Genomic DNA, 13,684 nt, shown 5'->3' with positions numbered 1-13,684 from the left:
CCGCACGATGGTGGCATGCCGCGTCGGCCTCGGCAGGCATCAGGGTGCCCGTGCGGGCCGCACAGTCTGCCCGAAGCGCCGCTTCCGGGCGAGGGACGCACACCGTCGGGAGCGCGTCGCGTTGTCGGTGGGGTGGGGCAGGATGGGGCGGATGAGCGAGCAGAGCCTTCCGGAGGAGTCCCGCCCGGAGTACGCGGACGCGCTGCCCGAGTACGCCGAGCGAGTCCTCGAAGTGACCGAACTGATTCCTTCGGGCCGTGTCATGACGTACGGGGACATCGCCGAGTACCTGGAGGAGGGGGGACCCCGCCAGGTCGGACGGGTGATGTCCCTCTACGGGGGAGGCGTTCCGTGGTGGCGTGTCGTCCGCGCGGACGGGGCCCTGCTCGCGGGGCAGGAACTGGAGGCGCTCGACCGCTACCGGGAGGAGGGCACGCCCCTGAAGGAGGCGAGCAGAGCCGCGGAGGGCCACCTGCCGCGCCTCGACCTGAAGCGGGCGCGGTGGGACGGCGGCGAACGCGCACAGGGTCACACCTGACAGCTTCCGCCATCGGAGCGGCCGACGTGTGACCTGTGATCCGTATGAGGGAAAAGGTGCGTTTCGAGCACGACCGTGGCATGACGTACGTTCGTGGGGCGGGGGACACGGGCGCCACGAGTGACCCAGGAGATCCGAGAGGTCCGAGGGAAGAAGAGGAAGCCCTGCTTCCGCCTCATCCGTCGGCGTAGCGTCGGCCGCACGCGTCCCCCTCATCCCGCGGCCACCGCCGTGCCCGCAGCGCGGACGGCCCACCAGCACACCCACCAGGACCGGCGAACCACGTGAGCTCCTCCTCCTCCACCAGACACCCGTCGCACCCCCAGGTGCGACGGGGAGGCCGTGGCGCTTACCGACTGGTGCGTACCCCGCCGGCGCGAATGGACCCCCCTCGTCTGGACGCCGCACAACGCGCTGTGGTTGACCACGGGAGCGGCCCGCTGCTCGTGCTCGCGGGCCCGGGCACCGGCAAGACCACCACGCTCGTCGAGTCCGTTGCGGACCGGATCGCCCGGGGCGGCGACCCCGAGCGGATCCTGGTGCTGACCTTCAGCCGCAAGGCGGCCGTCGAGCTGCGCGACCGGATGGCACTGCGCATGGGCGCCGCGCGTGCCCCCCGGGCGACGACCTTTCACTCCTTCGGCTACGCCTTGGTCCGTGCCCACCAGGACAGCGATCTGTTCGTGGAGCCGCTGCGGCTGCTGTCCGGCCCGGAACAGGACGTGGCGGTGCGCGAGCTGCTCGCCGGCCAGGTCGACCTGGAGCGGCTCGGCCTGACCCACGTGCGCTGGCCCGACGAACTGCGCGCCTGCCTGACCACCCGCGGCTTCGCCGACGAGGTCCGCGCGGTCCTCGCCCGCACCCGCGAACTGGGCCTCGGCCCGGACGCCCTCGGTGCCTTCGCCCGGCGCATCGGCCGCCCCGACTGGCGGGCCGCCGCCGTCTTCCTCGCCGAGTACCTCGACGTGCTCGACCTGCAGGGCGTGCTCGACTACGCGGAACTCGTCCACCGCGCGGTGCTGCTCGCCCGCCGCCCCGAGGTCGCCGCGCAACTGGCCGCGCGGTACGACGCGGTCTACGTCGACGAGTACCAGGACACCGACCCCGCCCAGGTGCGGCTGCTGCAGGCTCTCGCCGGCGGCGGGCGCACCCTCGTCGCCTTCGGCGACCCCGACCAGTCGATCTACACCTTCCGCGGCGCGGACGTGAACGGCATCCTCGACTTCCCGACCGCCTTCCCGCGCGCGGACGGCCGCCCGGCGCCGGTCGAGGTGCTGCGGACCTCGCGACGGTCCGGGGCCACGCTGCTGGCCGCCACCCGGCTGCTGACCCAGCGCATGCCGATGACCCGCCTCCCCGCCGACAAGGTGCGCGCCCACCGCGAACTCGCCCCGGAGCGGGACGGGGGGCGCGTCGAGGTGTACACGTACCCGACGTCCGGCACCGAGCTGGACAACATCGCCGACATCCTGCGCCGGGCCCACCTGGAGGACGGCGTTCCCTGGGGCGACATGGCCGTCCTGGTGCGCGCCGGCTCACGCACCATCCCCACGGTCCGCCGCGCCCTCACCGCGGCCGGTGTGCCCCTGGACATCGACGGCAACGACCTTCCGCTGCGCCACGAGCCGGCCGTGGCGCCGTTGCTGACGGCCTTGCGGGCGGTGGCGGAGGCGGAGACGGGGGAGCGGCCCCGGACGGACCTCGGGGGCGCTGCGGAGACGGGGAGCGGGACGGCCGACGAGGTGGTGAACGCCCCGAGCGGGCCAGGTCCCGATGACGCGGGGGCGGCTGGGCCCGACGCCGAGATGGCGGCGCAGGTCGTATCCGAGGCAGCCCTGGAGACGGCGGCGAAGACCGCGACGGCGTCTGACGCTGCACCCGGTCCTGACGCCCAAGCCCAAGCCCAAGCCCAGGCCCAGGCCCAGGCCCAGGCCCAGGCCCAGGCCCAGGCCCAAGCCCAGGCCCACGCCGGGTCTGGAGCCGGAGCCCCAGCCGAGTCCGAATCCGGTGCCGGATCTGAAGCCGGATCCGACACCGAGACGGGCGCCGACGCCGACACCGAGACGGGTGCCGACGCCGACGCGGAGCTGGACGCCGACGTGGAGTCGGACGCGGAAGCGGAGTCGGTCGCCGAAGCCGACGCGGAGCTGGACGCCGAAGCGGAGCCGGACGCCGAAGCGGAGCCGGACGCGGAGCTGCCCGCCCCAGCCGAGCCGGACGCCGACGCCGACACGGCGCCGATGTCCCCGCCCGGTGAACGCGCCCACCGCGCGGAGGATCCGTGCTGGCTCCCCACGGAGACCGCCCTCACCCTGCTCGCCTCCCCCCTCGCCGCCATGGACGCCGCCGACCTGCGCCGCCTCGGCCGCGCCCTGCGCGAGGAGGAGCGCGCCGCGGGCAACCCGCTGCCGCCGCCCTCGGACGAGCTGCTGGCACGGGCGCTGGCCGAGCCGGAGCGGCTGGCGGTGCACGACCCCGCGTACGCGCGTGGCGCCCAGCGACTCGGCGCGCTGCTCCGCAAGGCACGCGAACGCCTGGCGGGCGGCGGCAGCGCCGAGGAGGCGCTGTGGGACCTGTGGGACGGCACGCCGTGGCCCACCCGCCTGGAACGCTCGGCCCGGCGCGGTGGCGCCGCCGGACGCAACGCCGACCGCGATCTCGACGCCGTGTGCGCCCTCTTCGCGACGGCGGCCCGCGCGGAGGAGCGCACCGGCGGCCGGGGCGCCCTGAACTTCCTGGAGGAGATCGACGCCGAGGACATCGCCGCCGACACCCTCACGCGGCGTGCCGTACGCCCCGACGCCGTCCGCCTGATGACCGCGCACCGCTCGAAGGGGCTGGAGTGGCGCCTGGTCGTCGTCGCGGGCGTCCAGGAGGGCCTGTGGCCGGACCTGCGCCGCCGCGGCTCCCTGCTGGAGGCCGACCGGATCGGCCGCGACGGACTCGCCGAACCGCTCACGCCCGGCGCGCTGCTCGCCGAGGAACGCCGCTTGTTCTACGTGGCCGCCACACGCGCGCGTGAACGGCTCGTGGTGACCGCCGTGAAGGCCCCGGCCGACGACGGCGACCGGCCCTCCCGGTTCCTGACGGAACTCGGCGTCGAGCCCGCCGACGTCACGGGCCGCCCGCGCCGGCCCCTCGCCGTCGGGGCGCTCGTCGCCGAGCTGCGTGCCACCACCGTCGATCCCCGCGTCTCCGAACCTCTGCGGGAGGCCGCCGCCCGCCGGCTGGCCCGCCTCGCCGCCCTCGCCGACGAGGACGGCCGCCCCCTGGTACCGTCCGCGCACCCGTATCGCTGGTGGGGCATGTGGGACTCGACCGAGAGCAAGGTGCCGCTGCGCGACCGGGACCAGCCCGTCACGCTCTCCGGCAGTGCCCTCGACCAGTTGGCCAACACCTGCGCCCTCCAGTGGTTCCTCGGCCGCGAGGTGAAGGCCGACGCGCCCGCGACCACGGCCCAGGGCTTCGGCAACGTGGTGCACGTCCTCGCCGACGAGGTGGCCTCCGGTCACACCCCGGCCGACCTCGCCGTGCTCATGGAACGCCTGGACTCCGTGTGGAACGCGCTCGCCTTCGACGCGCCCTGGAAGTCGGCGCAGGAGAAGGCCAACGCGCGCGTCGCGCTCGAACGCTTCCTCAAGTGGCATGTCATGGATCGAGCCGGGCGCACACCGGTGGCGAGCGAGCACGACTTCGACGTGACCCTGGAGGCGGGCGACTACGAGGTGCGCATCCGCGGCCAGATGGACCGCGTCGAGACCGACGGTGACGGCCGCGCCTACGTCGTCGACTTCAAGACCGGCAAACACGCGCCCACGTCGGCCGAGGTGGCCCACCATCCCCAGCTCGCCGTCTACCAGCTCGCCGTCCGAGAAGGCGCCGTCGACGAGGCCTTCGAGGGCGCCCGCCCCCAACCTGGCGGCGCCGAGCTCGTCCAGCTGCGCCAGGGCGCGCCCAAGCGCGACGGTGGGGAGACCCTCCCCAAGGTGCAGGCTCAGGACTCCCTGGAGGGGCCGGCGGGCGAGTGGGTCGGGGACCTGCTCGCCACCGCCGCGGGCAAGGTCCTCGACGAACGGTTCGCCCCGACCACGGGCCAGCACTGCACCCACTGCGCCTTCCGCGCGTCGTGCAGCGCACGGCCCGAGGGACGGCACGTCGTGGAGTGAGCGGTCCAAGGGAGCGGTCCAAGGGAGCGGGCGGCCCGGTGTGATGAGACGCACCACAGGCGTTGACCTGCGGTTCTCTCCACCCCGAGGGTGATCCCGCGCCCGCTGTCAGTGCTCGCCGCTAGCCTCTCTGACGTGCCCGCCCATCTCACCGATCCCGAGCAGCTCAAGGAGCTCCTCGGCATCCCCTTCACCCCGGAGCAGACGGCCTGCATCGTCGCGCCGCCCGCCCCGCAGGTGATCGTGGCCGGAGCCGGGTCCGGCAAGACGACGGTGATGGCCGCGCGCGTGGTGTGGCTGGTCGGCACCGGCCAGGTCGCCCCGGAACAGGTCCTCGGTCTCACCTTCACCAACAAGGCGGCCGGCGAACTCGCCGAACGCGTCCGCAAGGCGCTGATCAGGGCCGGCGTCACCGACCCGGACGTGATCGACCCGGACAACCCACCGGGCGAACCGGTGATCTCGACGTACCACGCCTTCGCGGGCCGCCTCCTGACCGATCACGGCCTGCGCCTCGGTCTGGAGCCGACCTCCCGTCTGCTCGCCGACGCCACCCGCTACCAACTCGCCGCGCGGGTCCTGCGCGAGGCCCCCGGCCCCTATCCGGCGCTCACCCGCTCCTTCGCCGACCTGGTCAGCGACCTCCTCGCCCTGGACGCCGAACTCTCCGAACACCTCGTACGCCCGGAGGCACTGCGCACCTGGGACGCCGGCCTCCTGGACTCCCTGGAGACCGTCAGGCTCAGCAACGCCGATCTGCGCAAGGTCCCCGAGGCCGCCGCCGCGCGCCGAGAACTGGCCGACCTGGTGATCCGCTACCGGGCCGCCAAGCGGGAACGGGACCTGCTCGACTTCGGCGACCAGATCGCCCTGTCCGCACAGCTCGCCGGGCTTCCGGAGGTGGGCCGCGTCCTGCGCGACGAGTTCCGGGTCGTGCTGCTCGACGAGTACCAGGACACGTCGGTGGCCCAGCGCATCCTCCTGGCGGGCCTGTTCGGGGGCGGCACCGGCCACCCCGTGACCGCCGTCGGCGACCCCTGCCAGGCGATCTACGGCTGGCGCGGCGCCTCCGTCGCCAACCTCGACGACTTCCCGGAGCACTTCGCGCACGCCGACGGGCGCCCCGCCACCCGCCAGGCACTCAGCGAGAACCGCCGCAGCGGCGGCCGACTCCTCGACCTCGCCAACGGCCTCGCCGAGCCCCTGCGCGCCATGCACGCGGGCGTGGAGGCTCTGCGCCCCGCCCCGGGCGCCGAACGCGACGGCATGGTCCGCTGCGCCCTGCTGCGCACCCACGCCGAGGAGATCGACTGGATCGCCGACTCCGTCGCCCACCTCGTGCGCACCGGCAAGGCGCCCGGCGAGATCGCCGTCCTGTGCCGTACGGCGACCGACTTCGCCGAGATCCAGGGCGCCCTGGTGGCCCGCGACATCCCCGTCGAGGTCGTGGGCCTCTCCGGGCTGCTGCACCTGCCCGAGGTGGCCGACCTGGTCGCCGTCTGCGAAGTCCTCCAGGACCCCGGCGCCAACGCCTCCCTGGTCCGCCTGCTCACCGGCCCGCGCTGGCGCATCGGCCCGCGCGACCTCGCCCTCCTGGGCCGCCGCGCCCGGCTGCTGGTGAGCCACGCGCGCGTGGAGGGCGACGACGACCCCGACCGGCGGCTCGCCGAGGCCGTCGAGGGCGTCGACCCGTCCGAGGTGATATCGCTCGCGGACGCCCTCGACACCTTCCTGGAAACCCCGTTGGACGGCTCCGGGGACGACGACGGGCTGCCCTTCTCGCCGGACGCGCGCGTGCGGTTCGCGCGGCTGGCCACCGAACTGCGCGACCTGCGCCGAGCCCTGTCCGACCCGCTCATGGACGTACTGCATCGCGTCCTCGCCGTCACGGGGCTGGAGGTCGAGCTGTCGGCGTCCCCGCACGCCCTGGCCGCCCGCCGCCGCGAGACCCTGTCGAACTTCCTGGACGTCGCCGCGTCCTTCGCCGCGAGCGACGGCGAGGCAACCCTGCTCGCCTTCCTCGGCTTCCTGCGCACCGCCGCCCAGTACGAGAAGGGCCTCGACAACGCCCTGCCCGGCGGCGAGAACACCGTCAAGGTGCTCACCGCGCACAAGTCCAAGGGCCTGGAGTGGGACGTCGTCGCGGTACCCGGCCTGGTCACCGGAACCTTCCCCAGCGGCCAGGGCCGCGAGAAGTGGACCGCCCAGGGCAAGGTGCTCCCGCACGACCTGCGCGGGGACGCCGACACCCTGCCCGAGGTCGAGTCCTGGGACTCCCGGGGCCTGAAGGCCTTCCACGAGTCCATGAAGGAACACCAGCACACCGAGGAACTCCGCCTCGGCTACGTCACCTTCACCCGCCCCCGCTCCCTGCTGCTGGGCTCCGGCCACTGGTGGGGCCCGAGCCAGAAGAAGCCCCGCGGCCCGTCCGACTTCCTCACGGCCCTGTACGAGCACTGCGCCGCCGGGTACGGCGAGATCGAGGCCTGGGCGGACGAACCCGCCGAGGACGAGGAGAATCCGGCTCTGCACCGGGCGACCGCCGAACAGGCCTGGCCCCTGCCACTGGACGACGCGGCGCTCGCCCGCCGTCGGGCCGCCGCCGAGACGGTCCTCGCCCACCTGGCATCCCACGAGGAGGGCCGTCCCGCGGCCGCGCACGACCCGGACACCTACGACGACCCGGACTGGCCACCGCCGCCCGAGGACGACGAGGTACTTCAGGAGGAGGAGGTCCTCGGCGACCCCGGCCGGCCGGCCGACCCCGCCGACTGGGACTCCTGGACCACTGACCGGCCCGCTATCCCGCCGTCCCCCACCGCGACTGCGCCAGACAGCAGCCCCACCATCCCCCACCAGGCGCCTCCTCCGGGACAGCCCGGCGCAACCGAACTGCCCTGCCCCCACTCCGAGGCACCGCGAACCGGACAGACCGCCCCCGCCCGCCTCACGCCGGAGGAGGTCCGCACCGTCGCCTCCTGGGACCGCGACCTCGACGCCCTCACCGGCGAGCTCCTGCGCGCCCGCGAGAGCGTCACCGAGGTACGTCTTCCGGCGTCGCTGACCGCCTCCCAGCTGCTCAGCCTGGCCGCCGACCCGGACGGCTTCGCGCAGGAACTCGCTCGCCCCATGCCCCGGCCGCCCCAGCCCGCCGCCCGCCGCGGCACCCGTTTCCACGCCTGGGTCGAGGCCCGCTTCGAACCGCTGACACTCCCCCTGCTGGAACCGGAGGAGCTGCCCGGCGGCGACGCGGAGATCGCCGACGAACGCGACCTGGAGTTCCTCAAGGACGCCTTCGAACGCACCGAGTACGCCCGGCGCACCCCCCACCGCGTCGAGGCGCCGTTCCAGCTCTCACTCGCCGGCCGAGTCGTACGCGGCCGCATCGACGCCGTCTACAAGGAGGGCGACGGCGAGACCGCGACGTACGAGATCGTCGACTGGAAGACGAACCGTGCCGGCACCGCGGACCCGCTCCAGCTCGCGCTCTACCGCCTGGCCTGGGCCGAGCAGCAGCACGTACCGCTGGAGTCGGTGACGGCCGCCTTCCTGTACGTACGCACCGGCGAGGTCGTACGGCCCCACGGGCTGCCGGACCGCGCCGCGCTGGAGAACCTGCTGCTGACCGACCCGGTCGGTGACGAACCGCACGATCAGGGTGTCGGTGCGGGCCGATAGGCTCGTGAGCATGAGCGAGACCCCGGACAGCGCTGTCCGTACGTACATCGAGCACCACCGCGCCGCCTTCCTCGACGACCTCGGCGAGTGGCTGCGCATACCGTCCGTGTCGGCCCAGCCCGACCACGCGACCGATGTGCGCCGCAGCGCCGACTGGCTCGCCGCCAAGCTGAAGGAGACCGGCTTCCCGACCACCGAGGTCTGGCCGACGCCGGGCGCCCCGGCCGTCTTCGCCGAGTGGCCCTCCGGCGACCCGGAGGCACCGACGATCCTCGTCTACGGCCACCACGACGTGCAGCCCGCCGCCCGCGAGGACGGCTGGAACAGCGAGCCCTTCGAGCCCGTCGTCCGCGGAAACCGCCTCTACGCGCGCGGGGCGGCCGACGACAAGGGGCAGGTGTTCTTCCACACACTCGGCGTCCGCGCCCACCTCGCCGCCACCGGCCGCACCGCCCCCGCGGTGAACCTCAAGCTGCTGATCGAGGGCGAGGAGGAGTCCGGTTCCCCGCACTTCCGCGCCCTGGTGGAGGAGCGCGCCGAGCGGCTCGTCGCCGACGCGGTGATCGTCTCGGACACCGGCATGTGGTCCGAGGACACCCCCACCGTCTGCACCGGCATGCGCGGTCTCGCCGAGTGCGAGATCCGGCTGCACGGACCCGACCAGGACATCCACTCCGGGTCCTTCGGCGGCGCGGTCCCCAACCCGGCCACCGCCGCCGCCCGGCTCGTCGCCGCCCTGCACGACGAGCACGCGCGCGTGGCGATCCCGGGCTTCTACGACGGCGTGATCGAGCTCACCGACCAGGAACGCGCCCTCTTCGCCGAACTGCCCTTCGACGAGTCGCAGTGGCTGCGCACGGCCAAGTCGTACGCCGCCCACGGCGAGGCCGGGCACACCACTCTGGAGCGCATCTGGGCCCGCCCCACCGCCGAGGTCAACGGCATCGGCGGCGGCTACCAGGGCCCGGGCAGCAAGACGATCATCCCGTCGTCCGCCATGGTGAAACTCTCCTTCCGGCTGGTCGCGGGCCAGGACCCCGACCACGTGGAGAAGGCCGTCCGCGCCTGGGCCGCCGAGCAGGTGCCCGCCGGGATCCGCAGCGAGGTCACCTTCAGCGGGGCCACCCGCCCGTGCCTGACGCCGCTGGACCACCCGGCGCTGCAGTCGGTGGTCCGCGCCATGGGCCGGGCCTTCGAGAAACCGGTCCGTTTCACCCGAGAGGGCGGCTCCGGACCGGCCGCCGACCTCCAGGAGGTCCTCGGCGCACCCGTTCTCTTCCTGGGCATCTCCGTCCCGTCCGACGGCTGGCACGCCCCCGACGAGAAGGTCGAGCTGGACCTGCTCCTCAAGGGCGTCGAAACCTCCGCCCACCTGTGGAGCGACCTGGCAGAGTACTGGCGCCACGCGCCCTGAGCGCCCCGCACGGTCCGGGTCCGGACCGGCATCACGCGCGCGGCACACTGTAAAGGCCGCCCGCACCGCCGAGCCCTCCCGGACCCGGTCGCCACCCGCCCTACCACCCGCTGATCCGTCTGCCGAACCGAACCGCTCACCGGGGGAGTTGGAAGCACCCGTGACCACCTGGACCGACCACACCGCCGACCGCCCCATCTCGCTCACCGCCCCGAGCGGCGTCGACCGCGCCGCCCACCACCGCCTCGACGAGGCCTGGCTCGCGGCGGCGTGGAGCCACCCCTCGACGCGCTGCTTCGTGGTCTCCGGCGGTCAGGTCCTCATCGACGAGACGCCCGACGGGCGTACCGAAGTCGTCATGACCCCCTCCTTCGAGGCCCCGCTCACCGAGGCGCACCGCTACTTCCTGGGCACCGACGAGAACGGTGTCAGCTACTTCGCCCTCCAGAAGGACTCCCTGCCCGGCCGCATGGACCAGTCCGCGCGCGCGGCGGGCCTGCGCGAGGCCGGTCTGCTCCTGTCCCCCCGCGACGCGGGCCTGATGGCCCACGCGGTCGCCCTGGAGAACTGGCAGCGACTGCACCGGTTCTGCTCCCGCTGCGGCGAGCGCACCGTCATCGCCGCCGCCGGTCACATCCGCCGCTGCCCCGCCTGTGGTGCCGAGCACTACCCGCGCACCGACCCCGCGGTGATCATGGCGGTCACGGACGGGGAGGACCGCATCCTGCTCGGCCGCCAGGTCCACTGGCCCGAGGGCCGTTTCTCCACGCTCGCCGGCTTCGTGGAGCCCGGCGAGTCCATCGAGCAGTCGGTCCGCCGCGAGGTCTACGAGGAGGCAGGCATCGTCGTCGGTCCCGTCGAGTACGTCGCCAGCCAGCCCTGGCCCTTCCCGTCCAGCCTGATGCTGGGCTTCATGGCCCGCGCCACCTCCACCGAGATCAACGTCGACGGCGACGAGATCCACGAGGCCCGCTGGTTCTCCCGCGACGAGCTGGGCGCCGCCTTCGAGTCGGGCGAGGTGCTCCCGCCCTACGGCATCTCGATCGCGGCCCGCCTCATCGAGCTCTGGTACGGCAAGCCGCTGCCGACGCGCGGCGCTTTCTGAGGCAGGACGACGTATGACGACGTGCAGAGGGGTGGCCCTCCCCGCTCGGGGAGGGCCACCCCTCTGCACGTCTTGAACGTCTTGCCGTACTGCCGCTTACGCGCCGACCTTCTGCTTCACCTGGGCCAGCGACGGGTTCGTCAGCGTCGAGCCGTCCGGGAAGAGCACGGTCGGCACCGTCTGGTTTCCGCCATTCGCCTTCTCCACGAACGCGGCGGACTCCGGGTCCTGCTCGATGTTGATCTCGGTGTACGCGATGCCCTCGCGGTCCATCTGGCTCTTCAGCCGACGGCAGTAGCCGCACCACGTGGTGCTATACATCGTCACAGTGCCCGGCATGTCTATCGCGCTCCTTCGGCGGCTCGGGGATGAGGTCGCACGGAGGGAACGTCTGCGGAGGCGCCACCATTCCCGATGCCGTTCCGACGCGTGTCACCTGTCGCATTGATACGACTATCGGTGCGTGCCTGTGGACAACCGACTCACCCGTCTCCCGCGACCTGGCAGCATGGCGGTGTGACAGCAGCAACGCACTCCACCCTCTTCCCGCAGGTACCGGACTCGGCCGACGCGGTGCTCGAAGGGCTCGACCCCGAGCAGCGCGAGGTGGCGACCGCCCTGCGCGGTCCGGTGTGCGTGCTGGCGGGCGCCGGTACCGGCAAGACTCGGGCGATCACCCACCGCATCGCCTACGGCGTACGCGCCGGGATCCTCCAGCCCTCCAGCGTGCTCGCGGTCACCTTCACCAACCGTGCCGCCGGGGAGATGCGCGGCCGACTGCGCCAGCTCGGTGCCGTGGGCGTCCAGGCCCGCACGTTCCACTCGGCGGCGCTGCGCCAGCTCCAGTACTTCTGGCCGAAAGCGATCGGCGGCTCCCTGCCCAGGCTCGTCGACCGCAAGATCCAGCTCGTCGCCGACGCGGCCGCCGCCTGCCGCATCCGCCTCGACCGGGGCGAGCTGCGCGATGCCACCGCCGAGATCGAGTGGTCCAAGGTCACCCAGACCGTCCCCGCCGACTACGCCCTCGCGGCGGCCAAGGCAGGCCGTGAGGCGCCCCGCGACCCGGCCGAGATCGCCCAGCTCTACTCCGCCTACGAGGACCTCAAGCGCGGGCGTGGCGTCATCGACTTCGAGGACGTGCTGCTGCTGACGGTGGCCGTCCTCCAGGACCGTCACGACGTCGCCGAACAGGTCCGCGCCCAGTACCAGCACTTCGTGGTCGACGAGTACCAGGACGTGAGCCCCCTCCAGCAGCGCCTGCTGGAGCTGTGGCTCGGCGACCGCGACGACCTGTGCGTGGTGGGCGACGCCAGCCAGACGATCTATTCGTTCACGGGAGCAACCCCCGACCATCTGCTCGACTTCCGCGGCCGCCACCCCGGCGCCACCGTCGTCAAGCTGGTCCGCGACTACCGGTCCACCCCCCAGGTGGTCCACCTCGCCAACGGACTGCTCGCCCAGGCCCGGGGCCGCGCCGCCGACCACCGTCTGGAGCTGGTCTCCCAGCGTCCCGCGGGCACCGAGCCCGTCTACACCGCGTACACCGACGAACCGGCGGAGGCCGAGGGCGCCGCCCGGCGCATCCGCGAGCTCATCGACTCGGGCGTTCCGGCCGCCGAGATCGCGGTCCTGTTCCGCACGAACTCCCAGTCGGAGACCTACGAGCAGGCCCTCGCCGACGCAGGGGTCCCCTACCAGCTGCGCGGCGCGGAGCGTTTCTTCGACCGCCCCGAAGTGCGCAAGGCCGGCAGCTCCCTGCGGGCCGCGGCGCGCTTCGGCGGCAACGACTCCCTCCTCGACGCCGCCGTCGACCTGCCCTCCCAGGTGCGTGCGGTGCTGTCCGGAGAGGGATGGACACCACAGCCCCCGGCCGGGTCGGGCGCCGTCCGCGAACGCTGGGAGTCACTGGCCGCCCTCGTCAACCTCGCCCAGGACTTCGCCGCCGCGAGAGCGGGCGCCACGCTGAGCGACCTGGTGACCGAACTCGACGAGCGGGCGGGCGCCCAGCACGCCCCGACGGTGCAGGGCGTCACCCTCGCCTCCCTGCACTCCGCCAAGGGCCTGGAGTGGGACGTCGTCTTCCTGGTGGGCGTCGCCGAGGGCATGATGCCGATCACCTACGCAAAGACCGACGAGCAGATCGAGGAGGAACGCCGCCTCCTCTACGTCGGCGTCACCCGTGCGCGCGAACGCCTGCACCTGTCCTGGGCACTCGCCCGCTCACCCGGCGGACGGCCCAGCCGCCGGCCCAGCCGCTTCCTGAAGGGCCTGCGCCCCGGCTCGGGGACGGCAGGCGGGCGTACGGCCGCGGGCGGACCCGGAGGCGTGGAGCGTGGCTCCGGGCGCGGCGGCGCCGCGCCCGCCGTCCCGAGACGGACCCAGCGGACCCCGGCCCGCTGCCGCGTCTGCGGTCGCACGCTCACCGACGCGGGCGAGATGAAGCTGATGCGTTGCGAGGGCTGCCCGTCCGACATGGACGAGGGTGTCTACGAGCGGCTGCGCGAGTGGCGTGCGATCCAGGCGGGGCGCAGCGGGCAGCCCGCGTTCTGCGTCTTCACCGACAAGACGCTGATGGCGATCGCCGAGTCCGTCCCGGACGACGAGCGCGAGCTGGCACGCATCCCGGGAGTCGGAGCACGCAAGCTCAACCGCTACGGCGCCGACGTCCTGGCCATCTGCGCAGGCCAGGACGGAGTGGGGCTTGACGAGGACGGCTGATACAAACTCGTCGAAAAAATAGTTTGCGCATGCCCCAGGAATCCCCATAGGTTCTTGGTCACGGG

7 protein-coding genes are annotated in these 13,684 nt (G+C 73.4%); 6 read left to right on the top strand and 1 reads right to left on the bottom strand.

Annotated elements, in window-relative coordinates:
- Nucleotides 1–151 precede the first annotated feature (151 nt).
- From RI578_RS13675 to nudC, 5 genes are all read left to right on the top strand, one after another.
- Entirely contained in the window at nt 152–538 is a 387-nt protein-coding gene (locus tag RI578_RS13675; protein WP_310871343.1) for an MGMT family protein, read from the top strand.
- Between the two features lie 284 nt (nt 539–822).
- Nucleotides 823–4,704 carry a UvrD-helicase domain-containing protein gene (locus RI578_RS13670; RefSeq protein ID WP_310871342.1) on the top strand — a complete coding sequence of 1,294 codons (3,882 nt, stop codon included), beginning with the start codon at nt 823–825 and terminating at the stop codon, nt 4,702–4,704.
- A gap of 135 nt (nt 4,705–4,839) precedes the next feature.
- Nucleotides 4,840–8,382 carry a UvrD-helicase domain-containing protein gene (locus RI578_RS13665; RefSeq protein ID WP_310871341.1) on the top strand — a complete coding sequence of 1,181 codons (3,543 nt, stop codon included), beginning with the start codon at nt 4,840–4,842 and terminating at the stop codon, nt 8,380–8,382.
- 10 nt (nt 8,383–8,392) lie between these two features.
- Nucleotides 8,393–9,796 carry a dipeptidase gene (locus tag RI578_RS13660; protein WP_310871340.1) on the top strand — a complete coding sequence of 468 codons (1,404 nt, stop codon included), beginning with the start codon at nt 8,393–8,395 and terminating at the stop codon, nt 9,794–9,796.
- A gap of 160 nt (nt 9,797–9,956) precedes the next feature.
- A complete protein-coding gene (nudC, locus tag RI578_RS13655; RefSeq protein ID WP_310871339.1) occupies nt 9,957–10,901 on the top strand; it encodes an NAD(+) diphosphatase in 945 nt (314 codons plus the stop codon).
- A gap of 96 nt (nt 10,902–10,997) precedes the next feature.
- Here nudC and RI578_RS13650 read toward each other — a convergent pair whose 3' ends face one another.
- On the bottom strand, nt 10,998–11,240 hold the full coding sequence (locus RI578_RS13650; RefSeq protein WP_055417962.1) for a mycoredoxin: 243 nt from the start codon (nt 11,238–11,240) through the stop codon (nt 10,998–11,000).
- A 177-nt stretch (nt 11,241–11,417) separates the two neighbouring features.
- Here RI578_RS13650 and RI578_RS13645 point away from each other — a divergent pair, with 177 nt between their 5' ends.
- On the top strand, nt 11,418–13,619 hold the full coding sequence (locus RI578_RS13645; protein WP_310871338.1) for an ATP-dependent DNA helicase UvrD2: 2,202 nt from the start codon (nt 11,418–11,420) through the stop codon (nt 13,617–13,619).
- Nucleotides 13,620–13,684 lie beyond the last annotated feature (65 nt).

The organism is Streptomyces sp. BB1-1-1 (assembly GCF_031597775.1).
Taxonomy (GTDB): Bacteria; Actinomycetota; Actinomycetes; order Streptomycetales; family Streptomycetaceae; genus Streptomyces; species Streptomyces thinghirensis.
This window is presented reverse-complemented; position numbering and strand designations above follow the sequence as displayed.